Origin of the sequence: Deinococcus psychrotolerans (genome assembly GCF_003860465.1) — a bacterium.
GTDB lineage: Bacteria > Deinococcota > Deinococci > Deinococcales > Deinococcaceae > Deinococcus > Deinococcus psychrotolerans.
In genome coordinates, this window is record NZ_CP034185.1 from 159,548 (window position 1) to 175,405 (window position 15,858).

The 15,858-nt window shown below is 58.7% G+C and carries 17 protein-coding genes, 1 pseudogene and 1 CRISPR repeat array; of the genes and pseudogenes, 9 read left to right on the forward strand and 9 right to left on the reverse strand.

Features of this window, described 5'->3' with window-relative positions; all coding sequences use genetic code 11:
* Positions 1–60 precede the first annotated feature (60 nt).
* From EHF33_RS21990 to EHF33_RS21600, 3 genes and pseudogenes are all read left to right on the forward strand, one after another.
* Positions 61–198, forward strand: a complete 138-nt coding sequence (locus EHF33_RS21990; protein ID WP_124874348.1) for a glycoside hydrolase family 125 protein — start codon at positions 61–63, stop codon at positions 196–198.
* The gene (locus EHF33_RS21800; RefSeq protein WP_164473586.1) at positions 179–361 is read left to right on the forward strand and encodes a glycoside hydrolase family 125 protein; all 183 of its coding nucleotides are present in this window, start codon (positions 179–181) and stop codon (positions 359–361) included. The genes EHF33_RS21990 and EHF33_RS21800 overlap by 20 nt, the downstream gene beginning before the upstream one ends.
* A 71-nt stretch (positions 362–432) precedes the next feature.
* A pseudogene (locus tag EHF33_RS21600) lies at positions 433–561 on the forward strand (glycoside hydrolase family 125 protein); the annotation flags it as partial.
* Between the two features lie 27 nt (positions 562–588).
* Here EHF33_RS21600 and EHF33_RS21605 read toward each other — a convergent pair.
* From EHF33_RS21605 to EHF33_RS16870, 4 genes are all read right to left on the reverse strand, one after another.
* Complete coding sequence (locus EHF33_RS21605; protein ID WP_241191411.1) at positions 589–1,578, reverse strand: hypothetical protein; 990 nt, start codon at positions 1,576–1,578, stop codon at positions 589–591.
* Positions 1,579–1,742: 164 nt separating this feature from the next.
* A complete protein-coding gene (locus EHF33_RS16860) occupies positions 1,743–2,606 on the reverse strand; it encodes a glycerophosphodiester phosphodiesterase family protein (RefSeq protein WP_124874352.1) in 864 nt (287 codons plus the stop codon).
* Between the two features lie 28 nt (positions 2,607–2,634).
* On the reverse strand, positions 2,635–3,012 hold the full coding sequence (locus EHF33_RS16865) for an ArsR/SmtB family transcription factor (RefSeq protein ID WP_124874766.1): 378 nt from the start codon (positions 3,010–3,012) through the stop codon (positions 2,635–2,637).
* A 68-nt stretch (positions 3,013–3,080) separates the two neighbouring features.
* A complete protein-coding gene (locus tag EHF33_RS16870) occupies positions 3,081–4,589 on the reverse strand; it encodes an alpha-N-arabinofuranosidase (RefSeq protein WP_241191412.1) in 1,509 nt (502 codons plus the stop codon).
* A 484-nt stretch (positions 4,590–5,073) separates the two neighbouring features.
* Between EHF33_RS16870 and EHF33_RS16875 the strand changes: the two genes are divergently transcribed.
* A complete protein-coding gene (locus tag EHF33_RS16875; RefSeq protein WP_241191413.1) occupies positions 5,074–6,141 on the forward strand; it encodes an aldose epimerase family protein in 1,068 nt (355 codons plus the stop codon).
* A 61-nt stretch (positions 6,142–6,202) separates the two neighbouring features.
* Here the strand turns inward: EHF33_RS16875 and EHF33_RS16880 are convergent, their stop codons facing one another.
* The 3 genes from EHF33_RS16880 to EHF33_RS16890 all read right to left on the reverse strand — a co-directional run bounded on the left by EHF33_RS16880 (position 6,203) and on the right by EHF33_RS16890 (position 10,299).
* Positions 6,203–7,612 (reverse strand): sugar ABC transporter permease, encoded by a 1,410-nt coding sequence (locus EHF33_RS16880; protein ID WP_124874354.1) that lies wholly within the window; start codon positions 7,610–7,612, stop codon positions 6,203–6,205.
* The gene (locus EHF33_RS16885) at positions 7,609–8,970 is read right to left on the reverse strand and encodes an ABC transporter permease subunit (RefSeq protein ID WP_124874772.1); all 1,362 of its coding nucleotides are present in this window, start codon (positions 8,968–8,970) and stop codon (positions 7,609–7,611) included. Before EHF33_RS16885 ends, EHF33_RS16880 begins: the two co-directional genes overlap by 4 nt.
* A 312-nt stretch (positions 8,971–9,282) precedes the next feature.
* A complete protein-coding gene (locus EHF33_RS16890) occupies positions 9,283–10,299 on the reverse strand; it encodes a LacI family DNA-binding transcriptional regulator (protein ID WP_124874356.1) in 1,017 nt (338 codons plus the stop codon).
* 213 nt (positions 10,300–10,512) lie between these two features.
* Here EHF33_RS16890 and EHF33_RS16895 point away from each other — a divergent pair, with 213 nt between their 5' ends.
* Positions 10,513–11,121 (forward strand): TetR/AcrR family transcriptional regulator, encoded by a 609-nt coding sequence (locus tag EHF33_RS16895; RefSeq protein WP_241191414.1) that lies wholly within the window; start codon positions 10,513–10,515, stop codon positions 11,119–11,121.
* Between the two features lie 12 nt (positions 11,122–11,133).
* Here the strand turns inward: EHF33_RS16895 and EHF33_RS16900 are convergent, their stop codons facing one another.
* On the reverse strand, positions 11,134–11,682 hold the full coding sequence (locus tag EHF33_RS16900; protein ID WP_124874360.1) for a MarR family winged helix-turn-helix transcriptional regulator: 549 nt from the start codon (positions 11,680–11,682) through the stop codon (positions 11,134–11,136).
* Positions 11,683–11,929: 247 nt separating this feature from the next.
* On the opposite strand from EHF33_RS16900, the gene uraD reads away from it, so the two are divergent.
* The 3 genes from uraD to uraH are packed head-to-tail and all read left to right on the forward strand — an operon-like array spanning position 11,930 to position 13,741.
* Complete coding sequence (gene uraD / locus EHF33_RS16905) at positions 11,930–12,463, forward strand: 2-oxo-4-hydroxy-4-carboxy-5-ureidoimidazoline decarboxylase (protein WP_241191415.1); 534 nt, start codon at positions 11,930–11,932, stop codon at positions 12,461–12,463.
* Between the two features lie 37 nt (positions 12,464–12,500).
* Positions 12,501–13,382 (forward strand): factor-independent urate hydroxylase, encoded by an 882-nt coding sequence (gene pucL / locus EHF33_RS16910; RefSeq protein ID WP_124874362.1) that lies wholly within the window; start codon positions 12,501–12,503, stop codon positions 13,380–13,382.
* A complete protein-coding gene (gene uraH, locus EHF33_RS16915; protein WP_124874364.1) occupies positions 13,382–13,741 on the forward strand; it encodes a hydroxyisourate hydrolase in 360 nt (119 codons plus the stop codon). The genes pucL and uraH overlap by 1 nt, the downstream gene beginning before the upstream one ends.
* Before the next feature lie 137 nt (positions 13,742–13,878).
* Positions 13,879–14,200: a CRISPR direct-repeat array (repeat unit 27 nt; unit sequence TTCGCCCGTGACATTCGGTGGGTTTGA).
* On the opposite strand, the gene EHF33_RS21805 is transcribed toward uraH, so the two are convergent.
* Complete coding sequence (locus EHF33_RS21805) at positions 14,201–14,332, reverse strand: hypothetical protein (protein WP_277425558.1); 132 nt, start codon at positions 14,330–14,332, stop codon at positions 14,201–14,203.
* A gap of 97 nt (positions 14,333–14,429) precedes the next feature.
* Between EHF33_RS21805 and EHF33_RS16920 the strand changes: the two genes are divergently transcribed.
* Positions 14,430–15,851, forward strand: a complete 1,422-nt coding sequence (locus tag EHF33_RS16920; RefSeq protein ID WP_124874366.1) for a replication initiator protein A — start codon at positions 14,430–14,432, stop codon at positions 15,849–15,851.
* The last annotated feature ends 7 nt before the right edge of the window (positions 15,852–15,858 follow it).

The window sequence follows — 15,858 nt, forward strand, 5'->3', positions numbered from 1 at the left end:
CCAGCCCAGTCACCAACAGTCCAGTGCCCAGCGGCCTTCAGTCAGCAGCCGGAAGTCGCTTTGACGTTTGAACGCTGCTTTCCCAACAGCCTAGAAACCACCCTACAACCTCAGACGGATGGCAAAATCTTCGTGGTGACGGGCGATATTCCGGCCATATGGCGGCTTAATCACGGGCGTGATCGCCACCCAAGCTGAGCAACTGCTGGCCGATCCTTACGCCAATTCGTTTAATGCTGTACCCAGCAGCGCGGGCCACGCAGCAGATCAACCGCAGCAGCACCCGCTGGTATGGGAGCGCAAGTTTGAACTCGACTCGCTGTGCTACCCATCCGGCTGGCTTATGGCTCCTAGCGTGTGACCGGCAATACTGCGACATTAGGTAAAAGTGTTCACCGAGCGGCCCAAACGGTGATGGCAGTCATGCATCAGGTGAGCACCACCGCTGGCACTCACCTGATGCATGAGAGCTTTAACGTCGACGACCCCGCCATTTTTACCCGCGAGTGGTTCGGCTGGGCCAACAGCCTCTTCAGCAAGTTGATGCTGGCCCAGCTTGGAGCTTTACCTCGGTCATCAGCAGAATCGTCAGCGGGGCCAGCAATTGACCAGGGTGCCGTCCAACGGGCGGTTAAAGCCGATGGCCGGACTTTTCCCCCGAAAGAAAGCGTCGGCCACGGCGTCTTTGAATATCCCACCCGTGAAGCGCAGCTTGCCAGCGGCGGCGTCGTAGCGGAAGGGGAACTCGGCGCTGCCCAAATTGATGTCGAGGAAGGGTTCTAACTGCATCGTAAAGCCGCCCGAAAAATTGACGTGCGGCGCATAGAGGAAACACTGGTAAACACCTTTGGGCAACGCAACCGGCACCGGGCCTTTGGCTTTGGCTGTTCCCGTTACCGTGAAGGTGCGGCGGGCCTGCACGATATTCTGGAGACTGGGCTTGTCAAAGAACACCTTGACCTCGTACTGCCCCGGATCAAGTGACTTGAAAGTGAAGTCCGCCTCACGTTTGCTGTTGGCGTAATAATATTCGTCATACAGCTTGTCCGGCGTGCCGACCGGCACCACCGTCACCCAATCGCCAGGGTCGCCTGCAAAACCGGAAACGTGAACGCTGAATGCTTTGCCAGTCGGAACTTGCGCCGGAACAAGAATAGTCACGCTCGTCGTCTGAGCAGCTGGCACACTCCGGGGAGGCGCGGCGGGCGCTGGTTTTTGTACAGGCGCGGTTTTCGGAATGGGCGCTGGTTTTGGGGCAGGCGCTGCCACTTTCGCGGGAGTGGGAGCGCGGGTGGTCGGAGCCGCCGGAACCGCTGACAAATCGGCGTCCGCTTCCTGCTCGTAGGCGGCAGCCAGTTTTTCGTAAGCGGCGGCTTCCTGAGCAGGAAGTTGCGCCAGATGAAAAGCGTCCGCCGCCCGCTGATAGTTTTGCTCGGCAGCGGCGAACTGATGAGCGGCCAGAGCGCTGTCACCTGCTTTAAGGAGGGCCGCTGCCTGCTCGACCGGCGTAAGGGCCTGCGCCGAGACAGGCAACAGAAGAAGGAAAAAACTGAGCATCACCCTGCGGGAGTGGATCACATCGTCTCCTGTGGTCAGCGGGTTGTGGGTGAGTAAAACGCGACTTGCAGCGGTGTTCCAGCCTCAATTCTAGCCCTAGCAATAGAAAGTATAAAAACTGATGCTAGCACCGTAAACTCATCTCCTCAAAGCGTGGGCGCAACGTTCCCGTGCAACTGACCCCATCACGGCACTTTCGTTTCGGCCAGCACAGCCCTGAGCAAGTCCGGCCTATCGGTGTCGATGCCGTCAACGCCCATTGACAGCAGGCGGCGCATCTCAGCCGGATCGTTGATCGTCCACACATGCACCGCCACGCCGCGCCCGTGCATCTGGCGCACAAAGCTGGGCGTCACCACTTCTAGGCCGCCGGAGCGCACCGGCACTTGGGCGGCCTGACCCGGCGCTCCCGCCAAGTTCGCCAGCCCAATTTTACTCAGCAGCACCAGCGGGCGGAGTTCGCTCTCGGTCATGCTGGTGGCCACTTCAGGGCACTCGGCGCGGAAGTCCTGCATGGCTTTGTCGCTGAAACTGGCCACCATCACCTTACCAGTCACGCCGTGTTGGCGCAGCGCTGCACAAAAGGGAGCCGCGATGCTGGGCGTGTCCTGCTTGATTTCAATCGTCCACGGCAATTCGGGATGGGCCGAAAGCGCTTCATCGAGCGTGGGAATGCTCAGCCCCTGCCCCCGAAACGGATAGGTCTGGCCGCCGTCTGCGGTAAAGCGGTAGCCAGCGTCGAAGCTCTTGAGCTGGGCCAGGCTCAGTTCACGGATTTTGCCGTGTCCATCGGTCAGCCGGTCTACCGTTTCGTCGTGTGACAGCACCAACGCGCCGTCTTGGGTGGCGTGCATATCGGTGTCCAGCATTTGAATGCCCAGTTTGGCAGCGTTGTCAAAAGCCAACAGGGTGTTGCTGGGCCACAAGTCTTCACCGCCCTGGTGGGCCAAAATCCACGCCGGAGATGTGATGTACGGATTGGGTTTGGCGGCGCTGGGACGGGCCGCACACGCCGAAAGCAGCAATAATCCAGCCAGCAAAAAACGCATGGCTCCAGCATACGCCCGCGCCCGTTCTCTACTCGCGGACGTGATCCAGAGCGCTGACGATTAAACCGCTGACGTGCTGATCGAGTAGGCGGTAGTAGGCCACCCGCCCTTCTTTACGGAAGGTCACCAGCCGGTGCGCCCTGAGCAGCCGCAACTGGTGGCTCACCGCGCTCTCGCTCAGGCCGATGACCGCCGCGAGGTCACAGACGCACAGCTCACAAGTTTTTAGGGCGCTGAGCAGCCGCAAGCGGGTCGGGTCGGCCACCACTTTGAGGAGGGCGCTGGCCTCACCGACCTGCCCAGTATCCGGCAGCGCGGCGCGGGCGGCCTGCACCGCTTCAGGATGAACGCAATTGACCTCGCACAGGTCATCATCCAGCAGAGTGGGGGAGAGTTGAGAATCCATTCTCATAGCGTCATTGTAGCGCTTGGGTCTGGAAAATTTCGATCAGGGCGTGTCTTTTCGCCGCCGCCTCAAGCGGGCGCGTGACGCGAAAGCAGTACCGTGAACGACAGCGGCGGCAAGCTCAGCGTGGTTTGTGGGCCTTCCAGCGCGGGCAATTCGATTTCGTGGGCCGTCACCTCGTCAGGCTGTTCAAAGCTGTTGTGCGCTTTGGGATCGTGTCCGCTCATCTGCCAGCCTTGCGTGAAGCCCTCAGGAGCCACATCTTCCCATTTGAGCGTCACGTCGAGGCTCTGGGTCTGCGAGCGGTTGACCAAAAACAGCGCTCCCCGACCCGTTTCGGGATCGAAGCTGGCCGAAGCATCGAGTTGCGCCGCGCCGCCGTACATTTTGGTGTCGTGGACAGGAGCCTGCACCAGCAAGTCGAGCGAGTGTCCCGCCGCGTGATTGCTAAACAGCATCAGCGGATAGAAGGTGGTTTGTTTGAACAGGGCGTCTTCTTTGGTCATGATCGGCGCGATCACATTGACGATTTGAGCGATACAGGCAATTTTAATGATGTCGGCCTTACGCAAAAAGGTGCTGAGCCACTGCGCCACCACCAAAGCGTCTTCCAAGTTGAACACTTCTTCGATCAGGTGCGGCGCTTCTTGCCAGTTGCCGTCATCGCCCTCGGTCTTGTACCAAACATTCCACTCGTCCCAAGAAAGATAAACATCGTGTTTGGAACGGTTCTTGGCTTTGGCGATGCGAATGGCCGCCGCAATGGTGTTGGCGTGGTCTTCAAAGTGCAGACTGCTGGCCAGAAACGAATCGGTATCATCTGTGCGGTTGCCCGCATAAGCATGCATCGAAAAATACTCGATCTCATCGCCCATCCGCTCCAGCACAGTCCTGTCCCATTCGGGATAAGTCGCTATATCGGTGTTAGATGAGCCGCAGGCGACCAATTTGATCTCAGGATCCATCAACTTCATCAGCTTGGCCGCTTCACGGGCTTTGTCGGCGTAGCCCACCGCGTCCAGGTGACCGAGCTGCCAAGGGCCGTCCATCTCGTTGCCGAGGCAGAAATACTGGACGCCGTACGGTTTCTTTTGGCCGTTCTTTGCACGCAAGTCGCTGAAACTCGTTCCTACCGGCAAATTCAGGTATTCCACCAAGTCGGCAGCGTCCTGAATACTGCCGGTGCCGAGGTTGACCGCCCACATCGGCAGCGCACCGAGTTCCTGTGCAAATTCCATGAATTCGTGCAGGCCAAACTGGTTGGTTTCTACCGAGCGCCAGGCCAGGTCGCGGCGGCGCGGCCTTTCGGAACGCGGCCCGGTGCCGTCTTGCCAGCGGTGGCCCGAAACAAAATTGCCACCCGGATAGCGCAAAATCCGGTAATTGATGTCCTTGAGCGCCTTCAAAACGTCGCTCCGAAAACCGCGTTTGTCGGCCAACGGTGAGGCCGGGTCGTAAATGCCTTCGTAGATGCAGCGGCCCATGTGTTCGGCGAGGCCCCCAAAAATCAGCGGAGAAATCTCGCCAATGCGGCGCTCGGTATTGAGGAAAACGGTGGCGGTAGCACGGTTGGTCAAAGCAATTCCTTTGGTTTTGAGTACGAGGGAAATTTGGTGAGCGGTTTGGGGCTTTGCCCGACGAAGCGGAGAGAAGAGGGGCCAGAGGCCTCTGAGCCAATCGTCAGGCATTGTAGGCACATTCAATTCAAACTCTGTACGAACGTTTGCTGACTTGTTTCTCTCTTGCCCGAATCCTCCTGCGCCTCACCTCCCCAGCTGATCTGAGCGGTGTTCTTTACTGGGCCGACGCCTCAAGCCGCTTTCTTAAAGCCGCTCCGCTGCGGGTATTTGCTCCTGTTTCTCAAAGGCACGCTCAATGTCTCCTCCGGCCCCTCCCAACACGTGCGGCGTGCGGCGGCCCCCTATTAATACCGGCAAAGATTCAGGTTGCTTTCAGCCAAACCAGAAACGGAGGAGTACGTCCAGCACGGAGCATGCTTAAAGCGGGCGACTCAGATTTAAGTCGTTATCAATAAGCGGCGATGATAGTGGAGAATAAACCGTGACCAGCCAAAAGACTCAGCCGCCAGCTTGGCAACAAACCATTTGGGGCCAGCTTGCCAGCACTCAGCCCGTTTCCCTCTACAGCCTGCAAAACGAGTTCATGCAGGTGTGGATCAGCAATTACGGCGGACGCTTGGTGAGGGTGCGAATTCCTGACCGACAAGGCCATTGGGGCGACGTGGTCTTGGGCCATGAGGAGTTGAGGCCATACCTCAACCACCCGCAGGCCACCTACTACGGAGCGCTGATCGGGCGCTTCGCCAACCGCATTAAGGCGGGGCAGTTTGAGTTGGACACTCAGCCCCACCAAATCGCCACCAACGACGACCCTAACGCCCTGCACGGCGGCCCCAACGGATTCCATACCCAAATCTGGACAGCCGAGATCAGAGGCCACCGCTTACAGTTGAGCCATATCAGTCCGGACGGCGCGGAAGGCTTTCCCGGCCAGCTCAGGGTCAGCGCAACTTATACCCTCAGCGGCCACACCCTGCACTTGGAGTGGCGGGCCGAGACGGACAAAGCCACCGTCCTCAACCTGACCCACCACCCGTTTTGGAGCTTGACCGGCGGCGCAGGCGACGTGCTCGACCACGAATTGAGTGTCAACGCCGATCAGTTCACGCCCGTGAGCGCCGACGCCATTCCGACAGGCAAGTTGGCGAACGTGGCCAGCACGGCGTTTGACTTCCGCAGCCTGCGCCGAATCGGTGAGCGCATTGAGCAGGCCGATCCTCAGCTTGAGTTCGTGGGCGGCTACGATCACAATTTCGTGCTGAACGGAGAAGCTGGAAGTTTGCGACATGCAGCTGCATTGCACGACCCAAGCAGCGGCAGAAGACTAGAGGTGCGAACCACCGAACCCGGCCTGCAAGTCTATTCCGGCAACTTCACCGACGGCTCGTTCGTGGGCTTTGGCAACCAGCCTTACGGGAAGCGCTCCTCGGTTTGTTTGGAGCCCCAGCATTTTCCCGATTCGCCCAACCAACCGAGCTTTCCGAGTACAGTGCTGCGGCCCGGTGAAGTGTTCGAGTCGGTCACGGAGTACCAGTTCTCGGCAGAATAAAGCCAAAAAAAGTGGAGCGTGAACAACCACCACGCTCCACTTGCTACTAACTACCTTCCGATTATTCTTTGACGCCCCCCGCCGTCGTGCCGCCCACGAAGTAGCCTTGAAAGCCGTAGAACAGCGCCACAATAGGCAACGAACCCAGCGTCGCGGCGGCGGCAAAAATGCCCCATTTGGTGTTGAACTGCCCCGAAGTGAAATTCTTGAGCAGCAGGCCAATCGTCCACTGTTCCACGCCGGTCAGCAGCACGTTGGCCAAAATGAACTCGGCGTACGTGCCGATAAATTGGTTGAGAAAAATGAACACCAGCATCGACCCCGAAAGTGGCAGCACCACCCGCGTAAACGCCCCCCAGCGGGTCGCGCCGTCTACCATCGCGGCTTCTTCCAGGCTCTCGGGCAGCGACTCCACGTAGCCTTTATAAATCCAGGTGTTGAAGGCGATTGCGCCGCCGGAGTAAGCCAGAATCAGGCCGGTGAACGAGTTGAGCAGGCCCAGACCGTACATCAGGGCGTAGACCGCCACCAGGCCGAGGAACACTGGAAACATCTGCACGAAAATAAAGAACAGTAGCGTCTGGAAGCGGCCCGGAAAGCGCAGCCGCGCCATGGCGTATCCGGCGGTGGTGGACAGCAAAATCGCCAGCGCCCCGGTGACGCCCGACACCAGCAAGGTATTTCTGACCGACAGCAAGAACTTAGACTCGGTGCCCGCGCCGGTAAATTGCGCCGGGCCGATGAACAGCACCAAGACAATCAGCGAAACCACCAAAATCCGCGCCGCCCAGCTTTGGGTCGGCGTGGTACCGTTTTCGCTCAGACCGCGAATGCGCCGCACCACCGCTGTGAAAATCAGCACCGCGATAGCCGCGCCCGCCAAAGCTGCCAGCACCAGTTCCCACGCCGGAATCTGCACACCGTCGAAAAGTTTGGCGAAGTTTTCGGTGTTGAGGCCCTTGAAGCTCGGCAAGATGCCGGACTTGCCCAGCACCGTCGGCGCATCGAAATTGGGAAAGGCGTAGAGGCTGTTTTTGGGATCGAACGCCGCCAGCACCACATAAAACAGCGGGTAAATGGCGATCAGCACCACCAGCATCAGGAACAGATGGGTGAGTTGCACACCCAGTACGTCGCCGTATTTGATCTTTCTCCCCGTACGCTGAATGCCGATGCGCTGCCCGATGAAACTGGTCAGCGCCAGCACACCGGAGGCCACCACCAAAAAGCCGAGAAAATACAGCCAGCCGTTGCCGATTTTGTAGATGGTGAAGCTGGCTGGGCGGCCCGCCATGTCTTTAGCCAGGTAGTAGCCCAGCGCGATGAAGGCGGCCACGATGACGGCCAGCAAAACCCAAGGCGCGGCGCGGCGCAGGGGGCCGGGTTCGCGGTGAACATAAACAAACGCAGTGTCGTGTCCGTCGATGTCGTGGGTGGGCTGTTCTTTGTTGGGCTGGGGAGCGGCGGTCATTTGCGGGCCTCCTCGAATACGCCAGCGGCTTTGAAGTTGATGAGGCTAATCCCCAGTGTCAAAACAAAGATAATCAGGGCGATAGCGCTGGCCAGCGAGTAATTTTGCCCGCCGCTGGCACCGAAGGCGGTGTTGTAGCCCCACGACAGCAAGATGTCGGTGGCCCCCGCCGTACTCGTTCGCCCCGCGACAGGCGGCCCGCCTTGGGTGAGCAGGTAAATAATCCCGAAATTGTTGAAGTTGAAGGCGAAGCCCGAGAGCAAAATCGGCGTGAAGCTGTTTCTCAGGAGCGGCAACGTGATGCCGGTGATCTGTTGCCAGCGGCTTGCTCCGTCGATGCTGGCGGCTTCGTAGAGGTCATCGCTGATGGTCGCCAGAGCGCTGATGGTGGCCGTCATCATGTAGGGAAAGCCCAGCCACAAATTGACCACCAGCACCGAGACTTTGGCCCACAGCGGGTCGCCCAGCCAGGGCACGGCGGCAAAGCCCAGCAGCCCCAGCGCTTTATTGACCACCCCGAACTGCTGATTGAACAGCGCCACCCACATCTGCACGGTAATCACGGCGGGAATGGCCCACGGCAAAAACAGCAGCGTGCGGTAGAAGTTGCGTCCCTTGAGGCGCGGGTTGTACAGCAAAATCCCCAAGATCAGGCCGGCCACCGCGTTGATAATGACAGTCAGAAAAGCAAAGGTGATGGTCCAGATAAACACCGGAACGAGTTCGACGCTGGCCCGCGCAAAAATCTGGCGGAAGTTCTCTAGGCCCACGTTGCGAATCCGGTTGAGGCGGGTGGCGTCGGTGACGATAAAGCTGGGAGCCACCGAGCTGAGCAGCGTCACGCTGGTCGGGCCAGCACCGGGAGGACTGATGCTGGCAATCTTGTAATACACCGGCACTGAGCCTTCCTCGTCGTACAGCACGATGCTTTCACCGGTGCAAGTCGGTTCGGTGCACTGCAAAAAGGTCGGCAGATTGACTTTGTCCGCCGGCAGAGCGCCGGAAAAGGTGATGGTTTTGCGGTCAGCGGAGAGCGTCACCGGCGTCTTGAGAGCCGTGTCACCCGCGCCGCTGTTGACGCCGCTTTTATTGGTAAAGGCGTAGTTGACCGTCAGTACGATGGGCACGGCGGTGAAGGCCAGCAAAAACACCAGCGCCGGAACGATGTAGTACCAGCTCTGCATCCACCGAAACATCCGCAGTGCGCCCAACATCAGCGCGATCAAGAGCGGCACGAACAGCACCAAGATCAGGTACGGCGGAGCTTTGGGCCAAATGCCCGCCACCGCGCCGGACAGCAGCCACGCTCCTAGGGCCGCGCCGCCCATCACCACTGTCAGGATGCCAATGGCGATCATCACCCCCCGGACGCCCTCAGGCGGCACGGCGCTGCGGCTGCGCGAAATAATCGCGGCGTCGGATTCTCTGGGCCTAGAAACAGTCATTTTATCTTCTCCTCTGGCCTGAAGGCAGGCGTGAAACGGTCAATGTTTGGTGGAGTTGGGCTTTTTCTTGAGTGATGTTGATTTTATTGTGCTTACATTCGATTAAACTGCGGATTCTTGGTTTACTGAGGTGAATTTATCTGAATGAATGCCGCCGTACTTTCAATTCGCGCTACTTTATCGGTATTTTTGGAGGCGCACGGGCCGAGCTGAGTTGCGCCGTCATCAGCGGCTCCCCAGTATGAGGCTGGCTGCGGTGCTGGCCCGCTCCTGCAAACTGGGCGCAAAGACCCGCTGCGTGAGGGTACTCAGCCCGCCGCCGAGCGCGGCCAGCAGGGTTTCGGCAGCGGCCCCACCCATCTGACTCACCGGCTGAGCAACGCTGCTCATTCCGGCCTGCGCGGCTTCCAAGCTGCCGTCAAAACCCAGCAACAAATAATCGCGCCCGGCCTGCCAGCCCGCTTCCAAAAGCTGCCGAGACGCGCCCAGCGCCAGATCGTCACTGAGGGCCAGCAGAAAAAACGGCGGCCTGATCCCGCTGGCGATCAATTGCTGGGCCGCCTCACGCCCGTAGTTCGGCGAGGTATGGGCGTGCAATGTCTGAATGGGAGTGACGCCCCGGCGGCTTAGCGTTTCCAGGACGCCGCCGCGCCGCTCCAAAAAGGCAGGCGAGGGCCAGTCTCCCGGCCCCTCGGCCACGTCCAACAGCACCATCGGTAAGCCGCAGCTCAGCGCCAGCTCGGCGGCCATCCGTCCCGCCGCCGGATTGTCAAAGGAAATGCTGTGGTGATGCGGGTGGTGGGCGTCGAGCAGCACGACTGGTTTGTTGAAAGGAGGCCGCCCCGCGTACAACTGATCAGGACTCTGCGAAACGATCAAGAGGGCGTCGGCGTGGTAGAGCAGCGCCCCCGATTCCCGAAAGCGCCGAAAGCGCCGCTCGCCCAACAATGGAAACAGTGCCAGGTCGTAGTCGTGTGCTTCCAGGCCCGCCTGCACCGCACTCAGCAAAGTCTCGTAAAAGGCCGTGCCGGTCATCGGCAGCAGCACCGAGATGGCTCCGGTCTGCCCACTTCTTAAGCTGCGGGCGCTGAGATTGGGCGTGTAGCCCAGTTCTTCCACGGCGGCCAGCACCCGCGCTTTGGCGCTTTCGGAAATATGAGGGTGGTTGTTCAGCACCCGTGAAACGGTGCTCGCGCCCACTCCGGCGCTGCGGGCCACATCCAAAACGCTGGGTTTGGTCATCCGTTTTCCCCCATTTGGGTTGGGTCTGGTAACGTTGCCAGAACGCCTTGCCTCTCGTGTAAATTCTTGACGGCATACCCGAAAACCGCTGCCATGTCGGTAAGCCGCTTTCAGTCTCCTGTTTGGTAACGTTGCCAGTTGATTTTATTTTCATTAGATTTGTGATGAAAGTCAAGCACTCCGCCTCTGTCGACTGCCTGCTAGCATGTGCGGGTGCCTGATGAACGTGCGCCCTCCGAACGGCGCGAGCAAATTTACCAAGCGGCGGCGCACCTTTTTTCGGACGTGGGCTACCGCGCCACCTCAATGCGCGACATTGCCAGCGCCCTGAACATCAAAGCGGGCAGCTTATACGCCCATATCAGCAGCAAAGAAGAGCTGCTGTGGGAAATCGTGACCCGCATGGCCGACGAGTTTGACGAAGCGCTCCAGCCTGCCGTGAGCCGCCGAGGATCAGCCGCCGACAAACTGACTTTTGCGCTCGAAGCTTACGTGGTTGTCGTCACGCGCAACCTGGGCTTTGCAAAAGTGCTGTTTACTGAGTGGCGGCACCTGCCCCCCGAGCGCCAAACGCTCATCACCGTGCGGCGCGACAAAGTAGAGCGTTTGTTCCGCGAAATTCTGATCGAAGGGGTGGCGGCGGGCGAATTCGTGCCGGGACTCGACGTACGCTTAACGGCGGTGCTGGCTTTGTCGGGGGCCAACTGGCTGCCTAACTGGTACAAAGTCGGCGGCCCGCTCAGCCCCCAGGACGTGGCCGATCAGTTCGTGGCGCTGCTGCTCGGCGGCATTCAGCGCTCAGAGCACCGCCCAGAGCGCTGATTCGGGCGGGCTTTACTCCTGAGCCGTTTGGCACTCCAAATGGCTGACCAATTTGAGGGCCAGGCGCTCTAAGGTGCGCTGCTCTTCTTGAGTGAGGACACTCAGCACCTGCGTTTCGTTCTCGACATGCGGCGTCAGCAGCTTCTCGGTCAGCGCCCGGCCTGTGGGCGTCAACCGAATCTGGGCCGAGCGGCGGTCTTGGGCGCTCACCACCCGCTCCACCAATTTCTTGTCGAGCAGCCGCGCCACCCTGTTGGTGATCGAAGCCCCCGAAATGGCGCTGAGTTGGCTGAGTTCGCTGGGCGTCAGGCCCTCCGGCGGTGCCGAGCGCAGCAAAGTCAGCAGCAGATCCCAGTTGGAAGCATTGATGTCCGATTCGAAATACGTCTGCTCGATGCGGCGCGATAGCGCACTGTGCAGGCGGTCAAGCAGCAGCACCATCAACATCGGCTGAGGGTCGAGGTCGGGGCGAAGCTGCGCCCAATCTTCCCGAATCCGCTCAAGAAGTCGGGCGGTGGTGGGCAGATCGCCAGTAGGCGCTGGGGCCGTGGTTGATGTCATGCGGGGACTCACTTCGGCAGTGAGCTTAACACAGTCTTTTGTCATTGGGTAAAAATCTGTCGCTCCTTTTCTCAGTGCAGCCTTTTGGACGTCGGGGGTAACTCAGGGAGGGAAGCCGAGCAGCAGACGGCTTGACAAGAGCCGAGCCCTTACTTAAGATGAGCATACCAAAATACTTAGGCGTCTAAGTAGTTTCTGACTACCTGACTCACCCGCCGTTTCTCATTCAAGCTTTTGGAGGTTTCTGTTGACCCAGATCACCCACTCGCCCGCCGCGCTCAGTTTGGTTGAGATCAATGCTTTGATGCCCCAGGCTTTCACCGACTATTTCGGCGGCGTGCTGGAGAACTCGCCTCAGTACGCCACAGCAGCGGCCAAAGCGCGGCCTTTTGGAAGCGCTGAGGACATCGCGCAGGCTTTCAGCGCCGCCGTCACAGCCGACGCCTCAGCCGCGCAACTCTCGCTAATTCGTGCCCACCCCGATCTGGCCGGTAAAGCAGCGCTGGCCGGAGAAATCACTCCCGAAAGCGCCAGTGAGCAGGCCTCGGCGGGACTGGGCAACCTCAGCGCCGACGAATTCGCTGAGTTTCAGCAGCTCAATGAAGCGTATCACCAGAAATTCGGCTTGCCTTACGTGGTGTGCGTGCGCGAGAACACCAAAGCCAGCATCTTCGAGGGAGCCAGAAGCCGCCTAAGCAACACCCCCGATCAAGAACGCGCCGCTGCCCTATTTGAGATCAGCCGAATTGCCCGCCTACGGATTTTAGACCTCGTCCGTTAATCAGCGCCTCTTAACTCCACCCAACAGGAGAACCAACATGACCCAGACGATTCCCAACAGCGCCACCGAAACCAAAGTCAAAGTCAAAATGGGCGATAACCACTACGGCAAAGCCGACGTGCGTCTCTTTAAAGTCTTCCGCGACCAGCCCAAGCATGAAATCAAAGACGTCTGGGTGCGCGTCGCTATGCGCGGCGATTTTGACGCAGCCCACGTGGAGGGCGACAACACCGATTTGCTGGCCACCGACACGGTACGCAACACCATTTACGGCCTGGCAGTAGACGGCCTGACCAGCAGCGTCGAAGAATACGGCAAGCACCTGATTCGTCACTTCGTCGAGCAGGGCCCCAAAGTGACCAGCGCCACCGCTTACTTCACCGAACATCTTTGGGACCGGATGCAGTCCAACGGCGAGGCCCACGACCACGCTTTCGTGCGCCAGATGCCCAAGCACACCGCAGTCGTAGAAGGCGACGGCAAAACGTTTACTGTGACCAGCGGCATCGACGAGCTGTACATCCTCAAGACCACCCAGAGCGGCTGGGAAGGCTACCTCAAAGAGCCTTTCACCACCCTCCCCGAAACGAATGACCGCATTCTGGCGACCGTGGTCACGGCCAAGTGGGAATATCAGGTCGACGAGTGCGACTATGACGACGTATGGCAGCGCGTTTACACCTCGCTGATGGACACCTTCACCGATCACTACTCGGCCAGTATGCAGGCAACCCTCTACAAAATCGGCGAAACGGTGTTGACCCGCTGCCCCGAAATCAGCCGAATCCACTTTGCCTTTCCCAATCGCCACCACATCCAGTACAACACCGAGCGTCACGGCGTCACCAACCCCAAGAGCGTCTTTCACGCCGACGCCGACCCTTACGGCCAAATCGAGGGCTGGGTGGAGCGGGCTTAATGGCAGGCCACGCCGGACTCAGCACCCACGTTTTAGACACGGCGAGGGGCTGCCCAGCAGTGGGCGTGCAGATCGAATTGATTCGGGTGGACGGACAAAACCGTACGTCCCTCAAAACCGCCACCACCAATGCCGACGGACGCACCGACGCGCCGCTAATTGAACGTGGAGCGCTGGAAAAAGGAACCTACGAGCTTACTTTTCACGTCGCCGAGTACTTCAGCACGTTTGAAGCCGCCGCAAAGCCGCCTTTCTTAGATATCGTGACGCTGCGTTTCACCGTAGGCGATACCGAAGCGCACTACCACATCCCCCTACTCGTTTCGCCTTGGTCTTACAGCACTTATCGGGGAAGCTGAGTAAGTTTTTAGCTTCGTTAAGGAAATCGAAAGATTAAAATCTAGACAAATTCTGCCCAACTTCCCACCGAGTTGGGCGTTTTTCTGTCTCATCTTTGCTCTTAAACAGGACTCCAGTTTTCTGCGATTCCCAAAAATTCGCCCGTGACATTCGGTGGGTTTGGAATAATTTCGCCCGTGACATTCGGTGGGTTTGCCGAAATTCGCCCGTGACATTCGGTGGGTTTAGGTGATCAAGTTCCTAAATTCGCCCGTGACATTCGGTGGGTTTGAGGATACTCGGCTCTAGAGGGATTTAAATTCGCCCGTGACATTCGGTGGGTTTGGGTGAATTTCGCCCGTGACATTCGGTGGGTTTGATTTTCCATTCGCCCGTGACATTCGGTGGGTTTGCCAAAATTCGCCCGTGACATTCGGTGGGTTTGAGGTGATTTCGCCCGTGACATTCGGTGGGTTTAATCAGAATTTGCCGTCTGAGACAGCATTTGCCAAAATTCCTTGATGATGATCTTCAATATCTTTTTCTTTTAAAGCTTTAAAAGATCTTAAAAGATTTGAATCATCATCAAGGGCGGCAGCAAGCCGGCTCACATTCTCTTCTCACAAAATACTTTTGAAGCTTTTTTGAGCGTGTTTTGGTGTTTGTGGGCGGCTCTTGACGGCCTGCCCAGATGTGTTAGTTTAGATTATGACCGTGGTCAAAGGCGAGTTGGCCCCAATTAGCGTTTCCCAAATCAGCATTCGGTTTGACGAAATCAATTTGGCGCAGGCCTCGCTGATCAGCTTTCAAAAGCGACTCAAGCCCGGTGAGACCACTTGGGAACATTCTTTTGAGATCGCGGGCCGGGCCATGAACGTGGAGTGTTTGGGCAATGCTTACGGTTATCCGCACGGCCCCGACAACGACCTGATGCTGGTGCTGACCAACATGTATTTGGAACAGGGTTGCCCTGTTGGGGACGGCGTTCTGATCACCCCCTACGAACTGCTTAAGGCGATGGGGCGCAACGACAGCGGCAAATCCTATCAGCAGCTTCACGACGGCCTGATGCGCCTGACCGGCACCACCTACCGCATCAGCGGCTGGATTGACCAAAGCGGCAAAGGTGTGCGGCGGGCCACTTTCCGCTTCGTCGATAAGCTGGAAGACATCAATTTGACTGGCACTTCGCTCAACCCAAAGACCTTTGGCAGCGGCACCAAGTTGCGCGTGACTTTGCCGCGTGACATCGCCGAGAACTTACGGGCGCGGCACCTCAAGCCGGTGGACTTGGACTTTATGCTCTCGCTGCCGTCCAATCAAGCGGGGATTATGTACCGTTTGCTGGACGCTCTGCTGTTCAGTGACGAGGAAGCCCAGCGTACCCAAGTGCTGAAAATGGCTTTGATTGATTGGGGCAAGTTGCTGCGCCTCAGCGACCTCACGCCTGACCGGATTCGGAGGGCAATTGAGCCGCCGCACAGCGAGCTCGTTCGGCGCGAATTTTTGAAATCGGTGGAGTACTTGGGGCGCGGCTCGGCGCAGGAGATCATCTACACCTTCAACGCCCAGCGTCCTGACCATCCTTTGACGCCGGAGCAACTCCTGTTGGTGGGGCGCATCAAAGCCATGAGTGTCAGCGACAGCATGGCCAAAAAATTTGTCCGTGCTTCGCCCGTGACTTTCGTGGAGGACCGGGTGAGTTTGGCCGAAGCGATTTTGGCCCAGACTCCCACCATTCGCCGCAGCCGTGGCGCTTACGCCTGGGATATCTTGGCCGACGCTGAAGAGCGCTACGCGCCCCCAGAGCAGCGCCAGCCCAAGCCGGAAAAGGGCGTAGCGAGCAAGGCTGGCAACCCCGTAGCTCCCAAGCCGCTGGTTTTGCCCGATGAAGACGAGCAAGGCACTTTGCTTGAACTCTCGCCCGCCGAGCAGTGGGTCAGCACCCGTCCATCTCTGAAAATCTTGCTCAAAGGTCAGCTCAGCGAGACCGAATTTCACCGCCTCGAAAAACTCTGTACGACCGGCAAAGTCAGCGCTTCCAAGCTGTTTCGGGAAGCCAGCGCCGCCGCTGCCAAGAAGCGTCTGGCGGGATTGGTCAAGGAATTGAAAGCGGAGCTGGCAGAGTAACTGGGCC

What these genes read in the sequence shown, in the direction of transcription:
- EHF33_RS16860 (WP_124874352.1), bottom strand. Translation starts at nt 2,606, where the DNA reads ATGCGTTTTTTGCTGGCTGGATTATTGCTGCTTTCGGCGTGTGCGGCC.
- EHF33_RS16865 (WP_124874766.1), bottom strand. Translation starts at nt 3,012, where the DNA reads ATGGATTCTCAACTCTCCCCCACTCTGCTGGATGATGACCTGTGCGAG.
- EHF33_RS16880 (WP_124874354.1), bottom strand. Translation starts at nt 7,612, where the DNA reads ATGACCGCCGCTCCCCAGCCCAACAAAGAACAGCCCACCCACGACATC.
- EHF33_RS16885 (WP_124874772.1), bottom strand. Translation starts at nt 8,970, where the DNA reads ATGATCGCCATTGGCATCCTGACAGTGGTGATGGGCGGCGCGGCCCTA.
- EHF33_RS16890 (WP_124874356.1), bottom strand. Translation starts at nt 10,299, where the DNA reads ATGACCAAACCCAGCGTTTTGGATGTGGCCCGCAGCGCCGGAGTGGGC.
- EHF33_RS16900 (WP_124874360.1), bottom strand. Translation starts at nt 11,682, where the DNA reads ATGACATCAACCACGGCCCCAGCGCCTACTGGCGATCTGCCCACCACC.
- pucL (WP_124874362.1), top strand. Translation starts at nt 12,501, where the DNA reads ATGACCCAGACGATTCCCAACAGCGCCACCGAAACCAAAGTCAAAGTC.
- uraH (WP_124874364.1), top strand. Translation starts at nt 13,382, where the DNA reads ATGGCAGGCCACGCCGGACTCAGCACCCACGTTTTAGACACGGCGAGG.
- EHF33_RS16920 (WP_124874366.1), top strand. Translation starts at nt 14,430, where the DNA reads ATGACCGTGGTCAAAGGCGAGTTGGCCCCAATTAGCGTTTCCCAAATC.